General features: G+C 71.6%; 21 protein-coding genes. 13 read left to right on the top strand and 8 right to left on the bottom strand.

Annotation, left to right across the window (positions count from 1 at the left end; genetic code table 11):
- Positions 1–2: 2 nt before the first annotated feature.
- Positions 3–371, bottom strand: a complete 369-nt coding sequence (locus GUY59_RS26280) for a VOC family protein (protein ID WP_138202422.1) — start codon at positions 369–371, stop codon at positions 3–5.
- A gap of 59 nt (positions 372–430) precedes the next feature.
- Between GUY59_RS26280 and GUY59_RS26275 the strand changes: the two genes are divergently transcribed.
- Positions 431–748, top strand: coding sequence for a PadR family transcriptional regulator (locus GUY59_RS26275; RefSeq protein WP_138202423.1), 318 nt, complete (start codon positions 431–433; stop codon positions 746–748).
- Positions 745–1,194, top strand: coding sequence for a VOC family protein (locus GUY59_RS26270; RefSeq protein ID WP_138202424.1), 450 nt, complete (start codon positions 745–747; stop codon positions 1,192–1,194). Before GUY59_RS26275 ends, GUY59_RS26270 begins: the two co-directional genes overlap by 4 nt.
- Here the strand turns inward: GUY59_RS26270 and ald are convergent.
- The gene (gene ald, locus GUY59_RS26265; RefSeq protein ID WP_138202425.1) at positions 1,191–2,300 is read right to left on the bottom strand and encodes an alanine dehydrogenase; all 1,110 of its coding nucleotides are present in this window, start codon (positions 2,298–2,300) and stop codon (positions 1,191–1,193) included. The genes GUY59_RS26270 and ald overlap by 4 nt on opposite strands.
- Positions 2,301–2,364: 64 nt before the next feature.
- On the bottom strand, positions 2,365–3,747 hold the full coding sequence (locus GUY59_RS26260; RefSeq protein ID WP_138202426.1) for an aspartate aminotransferase family protein: 1,383 nt from the start codon (positions 3,745–3,747) through the stop codon (positions 2,365–2,367).
- A 264-nt stretch (positions 3,748–4,011) separates the two neighbouring features.
- Here GUY59_RS26260 and GUY59_RS26255 point away from each other — a divergent pair, with 264 nt between their 5' ends.
- The gene (locus GUY59_RS26255; protein ID WP_138202427.1) at positions 4,012–5,367 is read left to right on the top strand and encodes a dipeptidase; all 1,356 of its coding nucleotides are present in this window, start codon (positions 4,012–4,014) and stop codon (positions 5,365–5,367) included.
- Positions 5,368–5,392: 25 nt separating this feature from the next.
- Here the strand turns inward: GUY59_RS26255 and GUY59_RS26250 are convergent, their stop codons facing one another.
- Positions 5,393–6,967 carry a thiamine pyrophosphate-binding protein gene (locus tag GUY59_RS26250; RefSeq protein ID WP_138202428.1) on the bottom strand — a complete coding sequence of 525 codons (1,575 nt, stop codon included), beginning with the start codon at positions 6,965–6,967 and terminating at the stop codon, positions 5,393–5,395.
- Positions 6,964–7,896: an agmatinase gene (speB, locus tag GUY59_RS26245; RefSeq protein WP_138202429.1), complete on the bottom strand. Its 933-nt coding sequence runs from the start codon at positions 7,894–7,896 to the stop codon at positions 6,964–6,966. Before speB ends, GUY59_RS26250 begins: the two co-directional genes overlap by 4 nt.
- Before the next feature lie 70 nt (positions 7,897–7,966).
- Here speB and argH point away from each other — a divergent pair, with 70 nt between their 5' ends.
- The 8 genes from argH to GUY59_RS26205 all read left to right on the top strand — a co-directional run bounded on the left by argH (position 7,967) and on the right by GUY59_RS26205 (position 15,413).
- Positions 7,967–9,421, top strand: a complete 1,455-nt coding sequence (gene argH, locus GUY59_RS26240) for an argininosuccinate lyase (RefSeq protein ID WP_138202430.1) — start codon at positions 7,967–7,969, stop codon at positions 9,419–9,421.
- On the top strand, positions 9,418–9,984 hold the full coding sequence (locus GUY59_RS26235; protein WP_138202431.1) for a helix-turn-helix domain-containing protein: 567 nt from the start codon (positions 9,418–9,420) through the stop codon (positions 9,982–9,984). The genes argH and GUY59_RS26235 overlap by 4 nt, the downstream gene beginning before the upstream one ends.
- 10 nt (positions 9,985–9,994) lie before the next feature.
- Entirely contained in the window at positions 9,995–10,816 is an 822-nt protein-coding gene (locus tag GUY59_RS26230; protein ID WP_138202432.1) for an amino acid ABC transporter permease, read from the top strand.
- Positions 10,813–11,565 carry an amino acid ABC transporter ATP-binding protein gene (locus GUY59_RS26225; RefSeq protein ID WP_138202433.1) on the top strand — a complete coding sequence of 251 codons (753 nt, stop codon included), beginning with the start codon at positions 10,813–10,815 and terminating at the stop codon, positions 11,563–11,565. Before GUY59_RS26230 ends, GUY59_RS26225 begins: the two co-directional genes overlap by 4 nt.
- 8 nt (positions 11,566–11,573) lie before the next feature.
- Positions 11,574–12,416 (top strand): ABC transporter substrate-binding protein, encoded by an 843-nt coding sequence (locus tag GUY59_RS26220; protein ID WP_138202434.1) that lies wholly within the window; start codon positions 11,574–11,576, stop codon positions 12,414–12,416.
- Positions 12,413–13,723 carry an MmgE/PrpD family protein gene (locus tag GUY59_RS26215; RefSeq protein ID WP_138202435.1) on the top strand — a complete coding sequence of 437 codons (1,311 nt, stop codon included), beginning with the start codon at positions 12,413–12,415 and terminating at the stop codon, positions 13,721–13,723. Before GUY59_RS26220 ends, GUY59_RS26215 begins: the two co-directional genes overlap by 4 nt.
- Before the next feature lie 152 nt (positions 13,724–13,875).
- Entirely contained in the window at positions 13,876–14,499 is a 624-nt protein-coding gene (locus GUY59_RS26210) for an RNA polymerase sigma factor (protein WP_138202436.1), read from the top strand.
- Complete coding sequence (locus GUY59_RS26205) at positions 14,496–15,413, top strand: CU044_5270 family protein (protein WP_138202437.1); 918 nt, start codon at positions 14,496–14,498, stop codon at positions 15,411–15,413. Before GUY59_RS26210 ends, GUY59_RS26205 begins: the two co-directional genes overlap by 4 nt.
- Before the next feature lie 18 nt (positions 15,414–15,431).
- On the opposite strand, the gene GUY59_RS26200 is transcribed toward GUY59_RS26205, so the two are convergent.
- From GUY59_RS26200 to GUY59_RS26190, 3 genes are all read right to left on the bottom strand, one after another.
- Positions 15,432–15,617 carry a hypothetical protein gene (locus tag GUY59_RS26200; protein ID WP_201761347.1) on the bottom strand — a complete coding sequence of 62 codons (186 nt, stop codon included), beginning with the start codon at positions 15,615–15,617 and terminating at the stop codon, positions 15,432–15,434.
- A gap of 9 nt (positions 15,618–15,626) precedes the next feature.
- Entirely contained in the window at positions 15,627–16,214 is a 588-nt protein-coding gene (locus GUY59_RS26195) for a winged helix-turn-helix domain-containing protein (protein WP_138202438.1), read from the bottom strand.
- A gap of 131 nt (positions 16,215–16,345) precedes the next feature.
- A complete protein-coding gene (locus GUY59_RS26190) occupies positions 16,346–16,870 on the bottom strand; it encodes a cysteine dioxygenase family protein (RefSeq protein WP_138202439.1) in 525 nt (174 codons plus the stop codon).
- Between the two features lie 98 nt (positions 16,871–16,968).
- Between GUY59_RS26190 and GUY59_RS26185 the strand changes: the two genes are divergently transcribed.
- Together GUY59_RS26185 and GUY59_RS26180 are read left to right on the top strand one after the other, a co-directional pair.
- A complete protein-coding gene (locus GUY59_RS26185) occupies positions 16,969–17,829 on the top strand; it encodes a LysR family transcriptional regulator (protein WP_132339751.1) in 861 nt (286 codons plus the stop codon).
- Between the two features lie 141 nt (positions 17,830–17,970).
- Positions 17,971–20,487: tetratricopeptide repeat protein (locus tag GUY59_RS26180; protein ID WP_161714708.1), on the top strand; the 2,517-nt coding region annotated here is incomplete at its 3' end.

Here is a 20,487-nt window from a genome sequence, read left to right as displayed (position 1 = left end):
GGTCAGCGCTGGCCGAGGTGGAACTGGTGGCCTTCGTCGTCCTTGAAGACGGCGGACCAGCCCCACGGCTGGTGCTGCGGCTGCTGGACGAACTCGACGCCGCGCGCCACGAGCTCCTCGTACGTCCTGACGATGTCGTCGGCCTCGAACAGCACATAGTGGGGCATGTCCTTGACCGGTGCGGGCCAGTCGGGGGCGGCCTTGATGAGGACCAGCCGGATGCCCCCGCCGGGCGGCTCGACCTCGATCCAGCGGTCGTCGCCGTAGGGCATGTCGGTGGTGATCGTGAAATCCAGTTTGCCGGTCCAGAAGTCGACCGCGCGCTGCTGGTCGTCGACGTAGAGGGTGACCTGGCTGACGGTGAGCGCCATTGTACCTCCATAGTTATATCCACAACGGATATAACCAGAGCGCTGCTATCGTGTCAATCATGCTCACCGCCGCCGGGTTCCACGTGCTCCTGGCCCTGGCCAGCGGCTGCGGGCATGGCTACGCGGTGATGCGGTTCGTCGAGGAGATCAGCGGCGGCGCGGTCAAGCTGAGGCCCGGCACGCTCTACCGGACCATCAACCGGCTGGTGGCCGACGGGCTGGTGGAGGAGTCCGACGCCGGAGACCCGGCCGCGCCCCACGACGCCAGAAGGCGCTACTACCAACTGACCCCGCAGGGCGAGCGGGCCGCACGGGACGAGGCCGAGCTGATGACCCGCCTGGTGACGGCCGCGAGAGAGGCAGGCCTGATCACATGACGTCGCTACGCCCGCAAGGATTGTGCCCGCACCTGTTCGTGCGCGACACGGAGGCGGCGATCGGCTTCTACCGGGAGGGTCTGGGCGCGGTCGAGGTGTTCCGCAACACGCTGCCCGACGGGACGATCCTCTTCGTCGAGCTCCAGCTCGGCGCCGGACGGCTGCTGGTCAGCGAGGAGACACCCGCCCTCGGCGCGCTTGCCCCGCCGACGCTGGGCGGCAACCCCGTGCTCGTCCTGCTGGAGGTCGAGGACCCCGACGCGGTGGCCGAGCGGGCGATCAGCGCGGGTGCCGAGGTGGAGATGCCGGTGGACGAGATGTTCTGGGGCGAGCGGTACGGCGTGCTGCGCGACCCCTTCGGTCACCGCTGGGCCGTGACGACCGCCAGGGAGCAGCTCACCCCCGAGGAGATCGTGCGCAGCACGACGTACGGCGTGGACGGCTAGACGAGTTCGGCCATCGGGGTGTACGCGAGCCCGAGCGCCTCGGCGACCGGCTGATTGGTCAGCAGGCCGTCGTGCGTGTTGAGCCCGCCCGCGAGCCCGTCGTCAGCCTTGACGGCCTCCCGCCAGCCCATGTTCGCCAGCTTGACCGCGTACGGGAGGGTCGCGTTGGTGAGGGCGTAGGTGGAGGTGTTGGCGACGGAACCCGGCATGTTGGCCACGCAGTAGAAGACCGAGTCGTGCACCGTGTACGTGGGGTCGGCGTGCGTGGTCGGCCGCGAGTCCTCGAAGCAGCCGCCCTGGTCGATGGCGATGTCGACGAGCACGGAGCCCGGCTTCATGCGCGACACGAGGTCGTTGGAGACCAGGGTGGGGGCCTTGGCGCCCGGGATCAGCACCGCGCCGATGACGAGGTCGGCCTGCGGGACCTCCCGCTCGATCGTGTACGACGTCGAGACCAGCGTCTTGAGCCGGCCCTGGTAGATGGCGTCGATGGAGCGCAGCCGGTCGAGGTTGGTGTCGAGCACGGTCACGTCGGCGCCCATGCCGACGGCGATCTGCGCGGCGTTCAGCCCCGACACGCCGCCGCCGATCACGACGACCTTGGCGGGAGCCACCCCGGGCACGCCGCCCGGCAGCACGCCGCGGCCGCCGTTGAAGCGCATCAGGTTGTACGCGCCCACCTGCGGCGCGAGCCGGCCGGCGACCTCCGACATCGGGGCGAGCAGCGGCAGCGCCCCGCCCACCTGCACCGTCTCGTACGCGATGCCGGTGGTTCCCGCCCTGAGCAGGGCGTCGGTGCACGGGCGGGAGGCGGCCAGGTGCAGGTAGGTGAACAGCACCAGCCCCTCCCGCAGCCGGTGGTACTCCTCGGCGATCGGCTCCTTCACCTTGAGCACCAGGCTCGCCTCGCCCCACACCGCGTCGGCGCTGTCGACGATCTTGGCGCCCGCCGCCAGGTATTCCTCGTCGGTGATGGACGAGCCCAGGCCGGCGCCCCGCTGGACGGTGACGTCGTGGCCGTTGCGCACCAGTTCGTGCACGCCCGCGGGGGTCGCCGCGACCCGGTATTCATGGTTCTTGACCTCGGCGGGAACGCCGATCTTCATGCGGTGGTTCCTTTCGGGCGCCGGCACGTCGTACCGGATCGTGAGTGTGTCACGCGAGCGGCCTCTACAGGCGCGCCCATGCCTGGGTGAGTACGTCGCGGAGGATCGACCCGATCTCGGCGAACTCCTCCGGTCCGGCGATCAGCGGGGGCGCGAGCTGGATGACGGGGTCGCCGCGGTCGTCGGCGCGGCAGTAGAGGCCGGCCTCGTACAGCGCCTTGGACAGGAAGCCGCGCAGCAGCCGCTCCGACTCCTCGGCGTCGAACGTCTGCTTGGTGGTCTTGTCCTTGACGAGTTCGATGCCCCAGAAGTAGCCGGAGCCGCGTACGTCGCCGACGATCGGAAGGTCGCGCAGGCCGTCGAGGGTCTCCTTGAACAGCGGCTCGTTCCTGGTGACGTGGCCAAGCAGGTCCTCGCGCTCGAAGATGTCGAGGTTGGCCAGCGCGACGGCGGCGGAGACGGGGTGGCCGCCGAAGGTGTAGCCGTGCGCGAACATGGTGTCGCCGTCCTTGAACGGCTCGAACAGCCGCTCGTGCGCGATCATGGCGCCGATGGGGGAATAGCCGCTGGTCAGGCCCTTGGCGCAGGTGATGATGTCCGGCACGTAGTCGAACTTCTGGCCGCCGAACATGGTGCCGAGCCGGCCGAACGCGCAGATGACCTCGTCGGAGACGAGCAGCACGTCGTACTCGTCGCAGATCTCGCGCAGGCGCTGGAAGTATCCGGGAGCGGGAGGGAAGCAACCGCCGGCGTTCTGCACGGGCTCGGCGAAGACGGCGGCCACCGTGTCGGGGCCCTCCATCTCGATGGCGCGGGCCACCCGCTCGGCGGCCCAGAAGCCGTACTCCTCGGCGTTCATGCCCTTGACCCCGGTGATCTCGTCGGCGCGGTAGTGGTTGGTGTTGGGCACCCTGATGGAGCCGGGCACGAGCGGCTCGAACATCTCCTTGAACGCCGGGATGCCGGTGATCGACAGCGCGCCCTGCGGGGTGCCGTGGTAGGCGATCTGACGGCTGATGACCTTGTGCTTGAGCGGCTTGCCGACGAGCTTGAAATACTGTTTGGCCAGCTTCCATGCCGATTCGACGGCTTCGCCGCCGCCGGTGGTGAAGAAGACGCGGTTGAGCTCGCCGGGTGTGTGGGCGGCCAGGCGCTGGGCCAGCTCCGCCGCCTTGGGGTGGGCGTAGGACCAGAGCGGGAAGAACGCGAGCTCCTGGGCCTGCTTGGCGGCGGCCTCGGCGAGCTCCTGTCGCCCGTGCCCGGCCTGGACGACGAAGAGCCCCGCCAGACCATCGAGATAGCGCTTGCCGTGGATGTCGTAGACGTAGCAGCCCTCACCGCGGACGATGGTCGGGATCTCGGACTGCTGGTGAGAGCTGTGTCTGGTGAAGTGCAACCACAGGTGGTCCTGCGCGGCCTTGAGGACGTCGTTTTCCGGCTGCGTCATGGTTATCTTCCCTCGTGTCTGACTTCCCACAGTTTGCCTGTTCACCTGCCGCTTGCCAAGCGAATCGGTCGCGACACTCTGCAAGAAAATCGAGATCCGCAGCACCGCTATGTAACGGCAACGAAATCCGTATGCCCGCGGCCGCAGCCCGGACCCGTTTCCGTGTCGCGGGACCTCGTATCCTCCTCATGACGGCAAAGCGCCTGTCACCCTGTAGAACTGTTCGAGATATCTCTGTGAGAACGACCCCCGGGGGAACCGTCCGTGACTCCTGACCAGATCGAAAGCGCTGTCGCCGCCGCCATGCCCCAAGGCGTCGAGGAGCTGAAGCGGCTTGCCGCCATCCCCTCCGTGGCCTTCCCCGGGCATCCGGAGGAGCCGGTGCGCGCCGCCGCCGCGCTGACGGAGGAACTGCTGCGCTCCGCCGGCCTGCCGCGCGTCCAGCAGGTGCCGGTGGAGGGAAGCTTCCCCGCGGTCTACGGCGAGGCGCCCGCGCCTCCCGGCGCGCCCACCGTGCTGCTCTACGCGCACTACGACGTGCAGCCGGCCGGCGACCCGGCCGCGTGGCGCACCCCGCCGTTCGAGCCGACCCTGATCGACGGCCGCCTGTACGGGCGCGGCTGCGCCGACGACAAGTCGGGCATCATCTCCCACGTCACCGCCCTGCGCGCCTTCCAGGGCCGGTTCCCGGTGGGCATCAAGGTCATTATCGAGGGTCAGGAGGAATACGCGGGCGAGCGCCTGGAGGCGTTCGTCGAGCAGAACCCCGGATTGTTGCGCGCCGACGCCATCGTGGTGGCCGACACCGGCAACCCGCGCGTGGGCGACGCCTCGGTCACGACGTCGCTGCGCGGCATGGCCGCCTTCACCGTCGAGGTTCGCACGCTGCGCGAGGCGGTGCACAGCGGATCGTTCGGCGGCGCCGCCCCCGACGCGCTGGCGGCCCTGATGCGCATGCTGACCTCGCTGCACGGCGACAACGGCGAGGTCCGGGTCCCGGGCCTGCCCAGGGGCAACTTCTTCGGCCAGGGACCGTCGGAGGAGGAGTTCAGGCAGACGGCCGGCGTGCTCGACGGGGTCTCGCTGGTGGGCGCGGGTTCGCTGGCCGACCGCCTGTGGTCGTCCTACTCGATCACCGTGACCGGCATGGACGTGCCGACGGTGTCGGGCGCGATCAACGCCGTGCAGCCGGTCGCCAGGGCCAGGGTGACGATCCGCATCCCGCCGGCCGGCGACCCGAAGACGACGGTCAACGCGGTGACGGAGTTCCTGCGTCAGGTGGCGCCGTGGGACGTGAAGGTGACGTTCGGCGACGTCGTCGTGGGCTCGGGCTTCCAGGCCGACTCCGGCGGCAAGGCCCGGTCGGCGCTCAACCGGGCGATGGAGCGCGCCTTCGGCCGCCCGCCGCGCGACGTGGGCGCGGGCGGGTCGATCCCGCTGGTCAACACGCTGCTCAAGCAGTTCCCCGCGGCGGAGATCCTGCTGTTCGGCGCGGAGGACGAGGGCGCCGCCATCCACGCGCCCAACGAGCGGGTCGACCTGGAGGAGCTCCGCCGCGTCGCCACCACGGAGGCGCTGTTCCTCCACGAGCTGAGCCTTCCCTCGGCGCTCGGCGTCTAGGGGTCCGCCCGGCGCTCGGGCCGCTTCAGGTCGGGGCGAACATGCGTGGTCTCGCGTGCAGGACCACGACGTTCGGCCCCGGCTCTGACAGGGCGGCGGCGAGGTCGCCGGCCAGGGAGGCGGGCGTGGCGACCCGGGCGGCGACCCCGAACGACGCGGCCAGGGCGGCGAAGTCCGGCCTGGCCAGTTCGGTGCCGGTGGACGTGCCGAACACCCCGGTCATGTACTCACGCAGGATGCCGTAGCCCCCGTCGTCGACGATGAGCCAGGTGACGTCCAGGTCGTGCTGACGCAGGGTGGCGAGCTCCGCCAGGCCGTACATCGCGCCGCCGTCGCCCGAGATCGCGAGCGCGCGCTGTCCTGTGGCCGCCGCGCCGAGGGCGGCGGGCAGCGCGTACCCGAGGCCGCCCGCGCCCTGCGCCGACCACATGTGACCGGGGAAGGCCGACCACGCCCAGTAGGTGAGGATGGTCATGTCCCAGAACGACAGCACGCCGGACGGCACCGCCTCCAGCAGCGCGAACTCCTGCTCGTGGCCGCTGAGCCGGTCGCGCACCCGCCGCAGCACGTCGGCCACGGCCGCTTCCACGCGCCCGTCGCCCTTCCTGGGCCGCACGCCCGTGGCGAGCGCGCCCAGCGTCGCCTTCGCGTCACCGTGCACGGCGAGCGATCCGCTCGTGTTGGCCTCCAGCTTGCCGGCGTCCGCCTCGACGTGGACGACACGGCCGCGCGGGCGCATCGTGTGGTAGTTGCTGGACAGCTCCCCCAGCCCCGAACCCGCGACCAGCAGCACGTCCGCCTCTTCGAGGAAGTCGGTGACGAAGCGGTCCTCCAGCCACGACTGCAGCGACAGCGGGTGCTCGCGGGGGAAGACGCCCTTCGCGGCGAACGTGGTGGCCACCGGTGCGCGCAACCTCTCGGCCAGGGCGAGCAGCTCCGGCGCTGCCCCTGACAGGTTGACCCCGCCGCCGGCCAGGATGGCGGGGTTCGACGCCGAGTCGAGAGTCCGTACGGCCTGCCGTACCAGCTCGGGCCGGGGGCGCGGCACGCTCGGGCGCAGGCTCGGGCCGCCCATCGCCGGAACGTCCGCGGGCGCGAGCAGGATGTCCTGCGGGATCTCCACCCACGCGGGTCCCCGCGGCACGCTGAGCGCCGCCTCCCAGGCCTGCGCCAGGGCTGAGGGGATCTGCGAGGCCGCCCGCACGACCTGGACCGACGTGGCCACGCCGCGGAAGGCGGCGGCCTGGTCGGGCAGCTCGTGGAGGTATCCCTTCCTGCGGCCGCCCAGCCCGTCGGACGGGATCTGGCTGGAGATGCCGACCACGGGCGCGCAGGCGAGGCGCGACTCCATCAGGGCGGGCAGTGTCGCCAGAGCGCCGGGGCCGGTGGAGACCATGAACGGCGTCACGGTCCCGGTGGCCCGCGCGTGGCCGTCGGCGGCGAAGGCGACGCCCAGTTCGGTCCGGCATCCGACGTAGCGCAGCGGGGACCGGCGCAGCGCGTCGAACATGGCGAGCGCGTGCTGGCCGGGTTCGCCGAACACGGTCGTGGCGCCGAGCGCGACCAGGGTCTCGGCGACCAGGTCTCCCCCGGTTCTCATGCCCGCCCGCCGAGCGCGATCAGGCTGATCAGGTCGTAGGCGACGTGCGCGGCGGCGACCGAGGTGATCTCGGCGTGGTCGTACGCGGGCGCCACCTCCACCACGTCGGCGCCGACCAGGTTGCAGCCGGACAGCCCGCGCAGGATCTCCAGCAGTTCGCGGCTGGTCAGGCCGCCCGCCTCCGGGGTGCCCGTGCCGGGGGCGTGGGCGGGGTCGAGCGTGTCGATGTCGACCGAGATGTAGAGCGGCCGGTCGCCGATCCGCCCGCGCAGGGCCTCGGCGATCTCGTCGGGCCCGCGCCGCATGACGTCGGCCGAGGTGACGATGCCGAAGCCGAGCCTGCGGTCCTCGGCCAGGTCGCCCTTGCCGTACAGCGGTCCTCTGATGCCGACGTGGCTGAGCGCCTCGGTGTCGAGGACGCCCTCCTCCACCGCGCGGCGGAACGGCGTGCCGTGGGTGTACTCGGCGCCGAAGTAGGTGTCCCAGGTGTCCAGGTGAGCGTCGAAGTGCAGCAGCGCCAGCGGCCCGTGCTTGCGGTGCGCGGCGCGCAGGAGCGGCAGCGCGATCGTGTGGTCGCCCCCGATGGTGACCAGCCGGGCGTTGAACTCGCCCGCGGCCTGCTCGATCGTGTCGATGGCCTGGCCGATGTCGAACGGGTTGCAGGCGATGTCCCCGGCGTCGGCGACCTGCACGTCGGCGAACGGCGAGACGTCGAGCGCGGGGTTGTAGGGCCTGATCAGCTTGCTGCCCTGGCGGACGGCCGCGGGGCCGAACCGGGCGCCGGGACGGTAGGAGACCCCGCTGTCGAACGGCACGCCCACGATGGCGACGTCGGCCCGCTCCACCTGGTCGAGGCGGGGCAGCCGGGCGTACGTGTCGGGCCCTGCGAAGCGCGGGACCTGCGAGGCGTCGACGGGTCCCTGAAACATGAAACTCCCTTGTTAACGGCATATTTCTGGTTAAGAGGCGCTATTGACACCCCTGGCAACGCAGACCACTATGTCGGAAAACTTCGTTTACTGGAAGGCAACCGCGTTGTCCGAGCAGCTCTGGGGTGGACGCTTCCGCTCGCCTGCCGATCCGTCCCTCCTCGCACTCTCCCGAGCTCCCGACAGCTACTTCCGCATGTCCCCCTACGACCTGGCGGGCTCGCGCTCCCACGTACGCGAGCTGCGCAGGGCCGGGATCCTCGACGAGGCCGAGGCGGAGCGGCTGCTGGCGGAGATCGACACGCTGGACGAGGACGTACGCGCCGGCCGGATCGGCCCGAGCCCCTCCGACGAGGACGTGCACACCTTCCTGGAGCGGGTCCTGGTCGAGCGGCTGGGCGAGCTGGGCGGCAAGCTGCGCGCCGGCCGCTCGCGCAACGACCAGACGGCCAACGACCTGCGGCTGTACCTGCGCGACCACGCGAGGAAGCTGGTGCTGGCCCTGGCCGAGCTGCAGGACGGCCTGGTGGAGCAGGCTCGCGGGCACGTACGCACCCCGGCGCCCGGCTTCACCCACCTTCAGCCCGCTCAGCCGATCGTGTTCGGGCACCAGTTGCTGGCCCACGCGCAGGCCTTCGCCCGCGACGCCGACCGGCTCGCGGACTGGGACCGGCGCACCGCCCGCTCCCCGCTGGGCTCGGCTGCGCTGGCCGGATCGGCGATCGCCGTGCACCCCGAGCTGTCGGCCGCGGAGCTCGGTTATGACGGGCCGTGCGAGAACTCGATCGACGCGGTCGCCGCCCGTGACCACGTGGCCGAGTTCCTGTTCGCCACCTCGATGCTGGGGGTGAACCTGTCGCGGCTGGCCGAGGAGATCTCGACCTGGGCCTCGCGCCAGTTCGGCTGGGTGGAGCTGCACGACTCCTTCGCCACCGGCAGCTCGATCATGCCGCAGAAGAAGAACCCCGACATCGCCGAGCTCACCAGGGGCAAGGCGGGCCGTCTGCTCGGCAACCTGGGCGGTCTGATGGCGACGCTGAAGGCGATGCCGCTGGCCTACAACCGGGACCTGTCCGAGGACAAGGCCGCCGTCTTCGACACCGTGGACACCCTGATGATCGTGCTGCCCGCCATGGCGGGGCTGGTGCGCACGCTGTCGGTCAACGTCGACGAGCTGCGCAGGCAGGCGAGCGAGGGCTTCACGCTGGCCACCGAGGTGGCCGACTGGCTCTCGCGGCGCGGCGTGCCGTTCAGCGAGGCCCACGAGATCACCGGCGCGCTCGTGCGTGCGTGCGAGGACAAGGGCCTGGACCTGCACGAACTGTCGGACGAGGAGCTGGCCGCGGTGGACCTGCGGCTGACCCCTGACGTACGGCCGCACCTCACGGTCGAGGCGGCGCTCGCCGCGCGCTCCGGCTACGGCGCCACCTCGCCGGAACGGGTCGCGGAGCAGATCGACCGCCTCTCCGGCCTGCTGGCCCGCCGGCGCGCCTGGGCGGACGGCTACCGGGGACCCGCCACATGATCTCGATCCCGGACTCCCCCAGTCTCGGCCCGAGGGCCCGCGAACTGCGCCGCCGCCGCAGGCTCAGCCTGACCGAGGCGGCCGAGCGGGCCGGGCTCACCAAGGGCTTCCTGTCAAGATTCGAGCGCGGCCAGGTGTCCATCTCGGTCGCCTCCCTGCTGCGCCTGTGCAAGGCGCTCGACCTGGACGTGGCCGACCTGTTCGACGGCTCCAGCGGGCGGCTGGTCAGGGCCGAGAGCAGGGCCAGGCTCGAGTTCGGCGGCAGCGGCATGACCGAGTACCAGCTGACGCCGAAGGACGAGCGCAGGCTGCTGGTCCTGCTCAGCGAGATCGAGCCGGGCGGCGGGTCGGGCCACGAGCCGTACGCGCTTCCCGTCGACATCGAGTTCGTGCACATCCTCAAAGGGCTGTTCACGATCGACGCCTCGGGCGAGCGGATCGAGATGCGCGAGGGCGACTCCTTCCTGTTTCCCGGCGACACCCCCCACACCTTCACCAACCCCGGCGACGTGACCACCAGAGTCCTGTGGGTGTTGTCACCCGCGCTGACCTCCCGCTCGTGAGGAGATCCCCATGTCCACAGATGTCGCCCACCTGCCCCGGGTGACGCGCAAACACTACGGCCGTTACCTGGCGGCGATCGCCGTGGTGGCCGTCCTCGTGGCGATCGTCGCCTCGTTCGCCGGCGGGCAGATCGAGTGGAGCGTGGTCGGGCAGTACCTGACCGCACAGGCCATCCTGACCGGCGTGGTGAACACCTTTGTCATGGCCGTGCTGGCCATGGTCCTCGGGGTGGCCCTGGGCGTGTTGTTCGCCGTGATGCGGATGTCGCGCAACCCCGTCACCCGCGGCGTCTCGTACCTCTACACGTGGATCTTCCGCGGCACGCCGCAGCTGCTGCAGCTTTTCCTCTGGTTCAACCTGGCGCTGGTCTTCCCGTACGTCGTCATCCCCGGCATCGTCGAGGCGCGCATGGTCGACCTGATGACGCCGTTCGTCGCCGCGCTGCTCGGGCTGGGCATCTGCCAGGGCGCCTACACCTCCGAGGTGGTGCGCGGCGGCATCCTCTCGGTCGACCAGGGGCAGACCGAGGCCGCGCAGGCGATCGGGATGACGCGCTTCCAGACGCTGCGCAGGATCGTGTTGCCGCAGGCCATGCGGGTCATCCTGCCCCCGATCGGGAACGAGTTCATCAGCATGGTGAAGCTCACGTCCCTGGCCAGCGCGATCCAGTACCAGGAGGTGCTGCACAGCGCCCAGAACATCTACTACGCCAACAACCGCGTCATGGAGCTGCTGTTCGTGGCGACGTTCTGGTACCTGATCGTGGTCACCATCCTCAGCCTGGGCCAGATGGTCGTCGAGCGCCGCTTCTCCCGAGGGGTCCGGAAATGATCAAGGCAGTCGACGTGCACAAACGTTTCGGCAGCAACCACGTGCTGAAGGGCATCTCGCTGGACGTGGCCGCGGGTGAGGTCCTGTGCGTCATCGGGCCGTCCGGCTCGGGCAAGAGTACGTTCCTGCGCTGCATCAACCAGCTGGAGACGATCGACGACGGCGCCGTCTGGGTCGACGGCGAGCTGATCGGCTACGAGGAGCGCGACGGCAGGCTGCACCAGCTCAGCGACGCCCGGATCGCCCGGCAGCGGCGGCCGATCGGGATGGTGTTCCAGCGGTTCAACCTGTTCCCGCACATGACCGCGCTGGAGAACGTCGTCGAGGGCCCGATCAGGGTGCTGCGCGAATCGCGCGACACCGCCCGCACGCGGGCGCTGGAGCTGCTGGAGCGGGTGGGGCTCGCGGACAAGGCTGACGCCTATCCCTCGACCCTGTCCGGCGGGCAGCAGCAGCGGGTCGCGATCGCCCGCGCGCTGGCGATGCGGCCACGGCTGATGTTGTTCGACGAGCCCACCTCGGCGCTGGACCCCGAGCTGGTCGGCGACGTGCTCGCGGTCATGCGCGACCTGGCCGCGTCCGGCATGACCATGGTCGTCGTCACCCACGAGCTGGGCTTCGCCAAGGAGGTCGCGAACCAGGTCGTGTTCATGGACGAAGGCCGCGTCATCGAGACGGGACCCCCCGGCCAGGTCCTGGTCAAACCTGCCCACGAGCGTACGAAGACCTTCCTCTCAGCAGTTCTCTAGGAGTTCCGGTGTCCCGTCCCATCCTGCTCATCGCCTGTCTCGCCCTGACCGCGACCGCCTGCACCGCGCAGGCGCCGGACGACCTCGCGTCCGCGTCGGAAGGCGGGCTTCCGCCGAAGATAGCCGAGTCGAGAACGGTGGTGGTCGGCAACGTGCCCAACTACCCGCCGCTGGAGTTCAAGGATCCCTCGACCAACAAGCTCACGGGCTTCGACATCGATCTCGGCAACGCCGTCGGCAAGCAGCTCGGTGTCACGATGAAGTGGCAGGAGACCTCCTTCGAGCAGTTGCAGAGCGCGGTCACGACCGGGCGCATCGACATGATCCTCTCGGGCATGAGCGACCTGCCCGAACGGCGTAAGACGCTCGACCTCGTCGGCTACCTGCGCTCGGGCGCGCAGTTCTTCTCCACCACCAAGGTCGACGATCAGAAGCGCCTGTGCGGCAAGTCCGTGGGCGCCAGCCGCCGCACGTCCTTCCCCGGCGAGATCAAGAAGTGGAGCGAGGAGAACTGCGGCGGCAAGGCGATCAAGGTCCTCGGCACGGAGGGCTCCGCCGACGCGCGCACCCAGCTCACCCAGGGCAGGGTCGACGCCGCGGTCCAGGGCAGCGAGACCCTCCCGTACATCTTCGAGCAGGACCCCGGCAAGTTCCACCTCATCGGCGAGCCGTTCACCGAGGTGCACCAGGCCATGGGGTTCGGCAAGCAGGACCCGCGCCTGCGCGACGCGGTCATCAGGGCCCTGCGCGCCCTGCAGCAGGACGGCACCTACGCGAGCCTGCTCGACAAGTGGGGACTCAAGGACAACGCCATCGAGCAGGTCACCCTCAACGGGACCGCCGCCCCATGACGCCCCCGGCCACCCGCGTGGATGCCCTCCGGGCGCTCGCCGGCCTTGTCGCCGAGCCGCCCCCGCTGCCGCCCGACGTGGCCGAGCGGGCCGAACGGCACCTCCTCGACACGCTGGGCGCCGCACTGGCCGGAGCCACCGCGCCCGTTCCCGGCCTGGCCGGTCCCGGGGACGCACCCGTCTGGGGAACCGGGCTGAGCGCGGCCCCTCGCGACGCGGCCCTGCTCAACGGCGTGGCGGCGCACGCGCTCGAACTCGACGACACCGGCGGCTGCGACCACTCCGGGGCCGTGGTGGCGCCCGCCGCGCTGGCATGCCTCAGCCTCACCGACCGTCCGGTCACCGGCCGCGAACTGCTGGAGGCGGTCGTCCTGGGGTATGACGTGGCCCGTCGCACGCTGGAGGCGTGCGGCGGCTACGCCGCGCACAACCAGGCCGGCTGGCACTCGACGGGCACCTGCGGCACGTTCGGCGCGGCGGCGGCGAGCGCGCGACTGCTGGGGCTGGACGCCGCGCGAACCGCCCACGCGCTGGGACTCGCGGCCGGCTTCTCCGGCGGGCTGTGGGCCTTCGTGCACGACGGCGCGGCGAGCAAGCGGCTGCACGCGGGCCGCGCCGCCGAGGGCGGCCTGACCGCCGCGCTGCTGGCCGCGTCCGGCGCGAGCGGCCCCGGCCGCGTCTTCGACGACGTCTGGGGCGGCTTCCTGCGAACCTACGCGGGCGCCGACGCCGACCCCGGCGCCCTCACCCGCGGCCTCGGCACGGAGTGGCGGATCTCGCGCTGCTCCATCAAGCCGTACGCGGCCTGCCGCAGCACCCACTCCTCCATCGACGCCATCGGCGGCCTGGACCTGCACCCCGGCGAGATCGCCCGCATCCACGTGCGGCTGAGCCCGCTCGTGGCCGGCATGTGCGGCGGCCGCGACGTCACCACCCTGCCCGCCGCGCAGCTGAGCCTGCCGTACGCCATCGCCGCGAGGATCCTGTACGGCGACGCCGACCTGGCCGCCTACTCTCCTGAACGGCGCCACGACCCCCGGGCCGCCGCGCTCATGGACCTCGTCGATCTGGAGGCGGACGAGGAGATGGGCGGCATCGACGAGCCGTTCCTGACCGTCACCACGACCTCGGGCGCGGTACGGCGGGCCAGGGTGAGCGACCCGCTCGGCTCCCCTGCCAACCCGCTCTCCGACGAGCGGCTGCTGGCGAAGTTCCACGGCCTCGCGCCGGGGCGGGAGCGCCTGGCGGATCACGTCATGACCCTCGGCGCCCGCCCGGACGCGCGAGCGCTTCTTCCCCTTCTGTGACGCTGCCCTCTCCCGCCGCCGGATGGCGCCCGCAGCGAAGGCAGGCGGCACCGTCGGCCGCCGGGTCAACACCTGCGCGGAAAAGATGGAACCTCGGGTGACGCTCATGGCAATCACCTCTGTCATGACATGCAGCACCCGAAAGGCACGAGATGCGACACGAGAGCCGGGCGCCCGCCTCGCCGGGGCCCGGAGCCATGGAGGCGGGCCGTGACGCTCCGGCGGGCGCCATATCCCGGCACGAGTCCGAGCGATTCGCCGCCCTGTTCACCCGCCACGCCCCCGAGCTCAGGCGCTACGTCATCCGGCGCCTCGGCCTGGAGCCCGCGGACGACATCGTCGCCGAGACGTTCGCCGTGGCCCTGCAGCACCTGGCGTCGTACGACGCGACCCGCGGCGACGAGAGGGCGTGGTTGTACGGCATCGCCACCAACCTTGTCGGACGGCACCGCCGCCGCGAGATCGGCCTGTACAAGGCGCTGAGCCGGACAGGGGTCGACGCGGTGATCGAGCCGTTCACGGACGAGGTGGACCGGCGGGTGAGCGCGGACGGCGTGAGCAGGCAGTTGGCCAGGGCGCTATCCGGGCTGTCCCGGCGGCACCTCGACACGTTGCTGCTGGTGACGTGGGCGGACCTGACCTACGAGCAGGCCGCGGCCGCTCTCGGTGTCCCTGTGGGCACGGTGCGGTCGCGGGTCAGCCGGGCTCGGAACAAACTACGCCGGGTGCTGGGCGGCGTCGACCCTGCGGCAGTGGAAGAGGAGCGGAGACGGTGAACGAGATCGAGTTGCTCAACAGGATGCGGGACGAGGTTCCCGAGCAGCAGGACCTGCGTGGCGTGGAGCGCGCACTGGCCCGGCGCACGGCGGGTCCGGCGCCGATGCCGGCGCGGCGACCGGTGTACCGGCTGCGGCTGGGGCTGACCGCGGCCGGGGCATGCGCACTGGCCGTCGCCGCGACGGCCGTCGCCACCTCGGGGGGCGGGAACGTGCAGCCGTCGGTCGCGACGACGACGCGACCGGCGGTGACGAAGACGGTGCTGGAGCGGGCCGCGCTGGTGGCCGGCCGATCCACCGCCCAGGAGATCAGGCCCGACCAGTGGTTCTACCTGAAGGAATCGCAGCACATGGGCGGCGGCCTGCCGACCTTCGAACACTGGAGCCGGATGGACGGGGGCAAGACGGCGTTGCGCCAGGAAGGCGGTGAGCTCAAGGTGGGGCCCCCGGAGAAGGGGCCGACCGACGTCACCCGCACCCAGCGGGAGGTGGAGGCCCTGCCGACCGACCCCGACGCCCTGGTGAAGCACTTCCGCGGGCTCGAGACGGCCCGCACCCCGCTGTCGGTGTGCGCGCCTATGTGTCCTCCCGAGATCGCCGACGACGTCAAAGTGTTCGGGGCGATCGGGTGGTACATGAAGTTCGGGCCGATGATCCCGCCGGACACGCGCGCCGCGATGTACCGGGCGCTGGCCAAGCTCCCGCACGTCTCCGTCGAGGAGAACGCGACGGACATGGACGGCCGCGCGGGCGTGGGCGTGGTCTTCGACGCGGGTGCTCACGGCAAGTCCGTCTACATCCTCGACTCCGGCGACTACCGCTACATGGGCGTCAAGTCTGTGGGCGACGGTGAGGCCACCGGGATGTCGGTGCTCGGCGCCGGCATCGTCGACAACGCCGGCGACCTGCCCTGACCCCGCGGGCGCGGCCGGTCAGTTGTGCGCGGGACGGCGGTGCACGAGCCGCAGGCCCATCTCGACCAGCGTCCAGCCCAGGCGGATCTGCCAGCGGCGGACGGCTGGGACGGGCTTCGTGGTCACGCGGTGGCGCTCCGCCTCCGCGCGCAGCTCGCGGGCGCGCTGGTGTTCGACGTACAGGAACAGGTCGCTGTTCATCATCACGTCTCCTCAGGTGCGGAACGGGAAGCCGTTGACGTGCAGGACGACGTTCTCGCGCCCCTGTGTCTCGCCTGCCTCGCGGGCCGCCGTGCCGCGCTCGCGCCACTTCGCGACCAGCTCGTCGAGCTCACGGCCGAGTTCCTGAAGTTCCTCGGCCGTGAGCGTGAACAGGTATTCGGAGCTGAACGACACGCCGCGCCAGTCGTCACTCCAGGTGTCCCTGGTGTCGAGGTGCTCCTCGTACATCTCGTAGCGCTGGCGGGCGTACACGCGGGAGACGGCCGCGTGGACGGCGGCCCGCTCGGGGGCTTCGCGCCAGTCCTCGTCCCTGGTGCTGATCGTGGTCGAGACCGGCCGCCACCACCGCTCCCTGCCGTCGCCGCTGCCCGGCTCTGCCTCCTCGATGATCCTGTGCGCGGACAGCTTGCGCAGGTGGTAGCTGACCAGGGACACGGGCTCGTCGACCTTGTCGGCCAGCTGCGACGCGGTCGCCGTGCCCGCCATGAAGAGCGCGCGGTAGAGCTTGATGCGCAGCGGGTGGCCAAGCGCCTTGAGCGTGTCGATGTCCTTGACGCGATGGTTCTTCTCGGCGGCCATAGCTCCATGGTAAATAGGAAAGGAAATTTGCGCAATATAAGTTGCGCAAATTTCCTTTCCTACCTGAGGCTACAGGAGCGCATGACAAGGCCGCCCGGCGCCGGCGTGCGCGGGGCGGCCGATGGAGGGTGCTACCTGACGGGCAGGTCGTAGACGCGGCGCACGCTGCTGCCGAGCCGGCTCACGTCGGCGCCGTACACGTGGAGCGACACGCCCACCTCGTCGCTCGTGTTGCGCACCATGTGAATGTCACCGGGAGGCGCGAACCCGCTGACCTCCCCGGGACGGTTGGCCGCGCGGCCGATCTCCACCAGATGGTCACCCATGTCGCGGTAGAGGGTCTCGTATTCGACGCCGCTGAGAATGCCGAACGTGCACCACGAGACATGGTCGTGGATCGCCGTGAACTGGCCGGGCCGCCACACGACCGCCACGATCGAGAAGTCCTCCTGGGCGTGCAGCACGCGGGACACGTACCCGTCAGGTGAGCCGGCACGCTCCTCCGGCGTGAGGACGTCGAGCCCGGGGAGGCCGCCGCGGAGCAGATCGGCGACGGCGTACGCGGTGTCGCGCGACGTTTGCTCGCGCGCCACGATCCCGGAGATGCCGGACACGAGCGGATCCAGCCCCGGACGGACGGCGGTGACGGTGCGCATGAGTACTCCCTGGTATTCGCCTTCCCTTCTACCGTGCTCCATCCGGACCAATAGGTCCAACAGAAGTCTTCTGGTCCATCAATAGATATGATTGATGAATGCTCGACGTCACCCGGCTCCACGTCCTGCTCGCGGTCGCCCGTACGGGCTCGCTGACCGCGGCCGCCAAGGAGCTCCACTACTCCCAGCCCTCCGTCAGCCACCACCTGGCCAGACTGGAGGCGGAGACCGGGGCCAAGCTCGTCCAGCGCGCCGGGCGCGGCATCCGGCTCACCGACGCGGGCCGGCTGCTCGCCGAACGCGCCGCCGAGATCATCGGCCGTCTCGACGCCACTTCAGAGGAACTGGCCGCCCACGTCGGGCTGCGCACCGGCCGGGTGCGGCTGACCGCCTTCCCCTCCGCGCTGGGCACGTTCATCCCGAAAGCGGCGGGCCTGCTCGCCGCCGCCCACCCGGGGCTGCGCCTGGAGCTCACGGAGACCGAGCCGCCGGAGGCGCTCAGGCTGCTGCGGTCGGGCCGGGCGGACGTGGCGGTGATGTTCCGTTGGGACGACGCCGCCCCCGAGGGGAACGGCCTGCACATGATCCACCTCTTCGACGACCTCAGCTACCTGGTGTCCAGCACACCGGTCGGCGGGCTCGCCGACCACGCCGAATCCCCCTGGATCGCGGGCTGCGACCGGTGCCGCAGCCACCTGCTGGACATCTGCGACAAGGCGGGCTTCACCCCGCGCATCTCGTTCACCAGCGACGACATAGTGGCCGTGCAGGCGCTCGTGGCGGCGGGGCTGGGCCTCACCCTCCTGCCAGGGCTGGCGCTCACCGCCCACCGCCACCCCGGCGTCCACGTGACCGAGGTGCCGGGCTCCACCCGGCACGTGTACGCCGCCGTCTACGGCGAACCACCCCACCCGCCGGGCACGGAAGCGCTCGTGAAGGCGCTGCGGGAGAGCCTCTGACCGACCCGGCTGCGAGGGTACGGGGAGGGGCACGTCTGCGAAGGCATGACAAGAGCGGAAATTTCCAAGCCATAGTGCGATAGTGAGATCACACGCTCGTCGGGGGACGACACGTCGCGACGTACCTAAATGGGCGGACCCATGGACACGCCACCACACCGCCTCGCGCTCGAACGGGTCGTCGAGGTCTACTCCGGTCACGACGACCTCGTCGGCGTGACCGGATCGGGATACGTGATAGGCGCCGACCTGGTGCTGGCCTCCGGCCAGGTGGTCGGGCCCGATACGCCGTGCCAGGTGCGCGCGCCCTGGTCGGCCCGGTGGGTCCCGGCCGAGCAGGTGTGGCGGGGGCGAGGCGCGACCGGCGCGGTGCTGTTGCGGGTGCCCGGCTCCCCGTGGGCCGAGCTGCCCGGCATCGAGCACGTGCGCTGGGCCAGGGCCGCCGCGCCAGGCGTACGGTGCCTGGCCAGAGGGTTTCCGCGGGCGGGTCAGCGGGCCGGGTTCCGTGACGCCGAGACGCTGACCGGCGTGGTCGACGCCCCGGCGGACCCGGCGTCGAAAGTGCTGACGGTCTCCGTCGGCGACCCCGGAACCCACGCGGTGCCGGGCACGGTCTGGGGCGGCATGCCGGGCGCCGCCCTGCTCGCCGAGCCGGCCGGTCAGATCATCGGCCTGGTCACCTCAGGCGCCGCCCCGTACCTGGACGCCGTGCCGGTGACCGCGCTGCTGAGCGACGCACGTTTCCGTGAGCTGGCCGGCGTGCCACCGGGCCGTCTCGAGACCGTGACCGGCGGCGAACCCTCCGTGCCGCTGGCGGACCTGCTCGCACCCGCCCGCGAAGAGCCGCCGCCGAACGGCCCCGACTGGGCGTTGCTGCCGGCCCGCCACGCCGTGGTGCCGTTCCTGGGGCGAGAGGAGGAGCTCGCGCGGCTGCGCGCCTGGGCCGCCGGACCGGCCGCGCTGTCCATCGCGGTGCTGACCGGCCGTCCGGGCACCGGCAAGTCCCGGCTGGCGGGCGAGTTGTGCGCGGAACTGGCCGGGTCCGGGTGGGACGCCGGTCTCCTGCCTCTGGACACGCTGTACGGCCTCGCCCTCGGCGGCCCCGGCCCGGCCGCCTCACCCGGGGCCACCTCATCCGGGCTGTTCGCCGGAGGGGACGGTGCCGCGCTGGACGCCGTACGGCCGACGTTGCTCGTCGTCGAGCACGTCGAGCCTGCCGTGCCACTGGTGGGCGAGTTCGTACGGCGGCTGGCCAGGCACGGCCGCAACCCCCGCGTACGTCTGCTGCTCGTGGCCCGCGAGCCGGGCGATCCGGGCTGGTGGCGGCGTCTCGACACGGCGGCGGGCGGCTGGCTGCGGCGGCTGAACACCACGACGATCCAGCTCAACACCAGCCCGCTCACCCTGCCCGAGCGGACGGAGCACGCCCGCGCCGCCATGAAGGCGTTCGCCCCCAGCAGGGCCATGCTGCCCGCCCCGCCCCGCCTCGACGACCCCGAGTACGGCCTGCCGCTCCACGTGCACCTGGCCGCCCTCATACGGCTGCGCGACGAGGGCGAGCACGCGCGCGGCGGGCTCCTGGAGCGGTTCGTCGTACGGGAACTGGACCAGTGGGCACGCGCCTGGCCCGCCGAGCACGAGCGGGTGGACGCGGCGACGGCACGCCAGGCCGTGGCGGCGGTCGCGCTCACCGCGCCCACACCCGCCGAACTGCCCGGCCTGCTCCCGGCCGCCGTACCGGGGCTGCGCGACGCCGCGACCGGCGGGCCCGCGCTCGACGGCCACGTCCAGGACGTGGCCGCCTGGCTCCGCCGCGTCCTGCCCGGCGGCGAACGGCTCGCCCTGCCCGGCCCTGACCTCGTGACCGAGCAGCTCCTGTCCGGCACGGAGGGCCTGGAGTTGCTCGTGCTCGCCGTACACGACCTGGAGGGCCGCACGGTCGGGCATCTCGTACGGATGCTGGACGTCCTGCGGGTGTGCGCGGGTGGGGCGCGGGTCAGGTCGGCGCTGCGGACGCTCGTCACGGCCAGGGCCGGCAGCCTGGTCGAGGAGGCGGTGACCCATCCGGGTACGCGGCTCGGCGACCTCGTCGACTCCGTACTCGGGCTGTTCCCCGCCGAGCCGGAGGTGATGGTCGCCTTACCCGTACGGACCGGGCCGGCCCGGCCGGGCCTTCGGGCCCTCGACGTGACGCTGAGCGAGCTGGCCGTGCGCCGCCACCGGACGCGAGGCGACCGCGGCGCGCTGGCGGATGCGCTGTCCATGTTGTCGGGCCGGCTGGCGGCCGCGGGACGAGTGGGCGAGGCGGTCGCCGCGGCTGCGGAGGCCGTGGAGATCCACGCGGCCGCTCCCCCGTACGAGGAGGCGGCCGGGCGGGCCGAGGCGCTGTTCGACCTGGGCGCCTGCCTGCTGCTCGGAGGCGAGGCCGGTGGCGCGCTCAAGCCCGCGCAGGAGGCGGCGGCCAGGTACCGGATCCTGGCCGAGGACGACCCCCGGTATGCGGAGGAGGCCGCGCGGGCGTACCACAACGTCGCGTGCGCGCTGCTCGGAACCGGGCGGCTGAGTGAGGCGGTACGGGCGTTCCAGGCGGCGGGCGGCGACGGCGACTTCGCCGCTCACCTGGCCGCCCTCCTCTCGGTGCCCGCCGCTCCCCACCCC

It is taken from the genome of Nonomuraea sp. K271, assembly GCF_009908215.1.
GTDB classification, from domain to species: domain Bacteria; phylum Actinomycetota; class Actinomycetes; order Streptosporangiales; family Streptosporangiaceae; genus Nonomuraea; species Nonomuraea longispora.
This window is presented reverse-complemented; position numbering and strand designations above follow the sequence as displayed.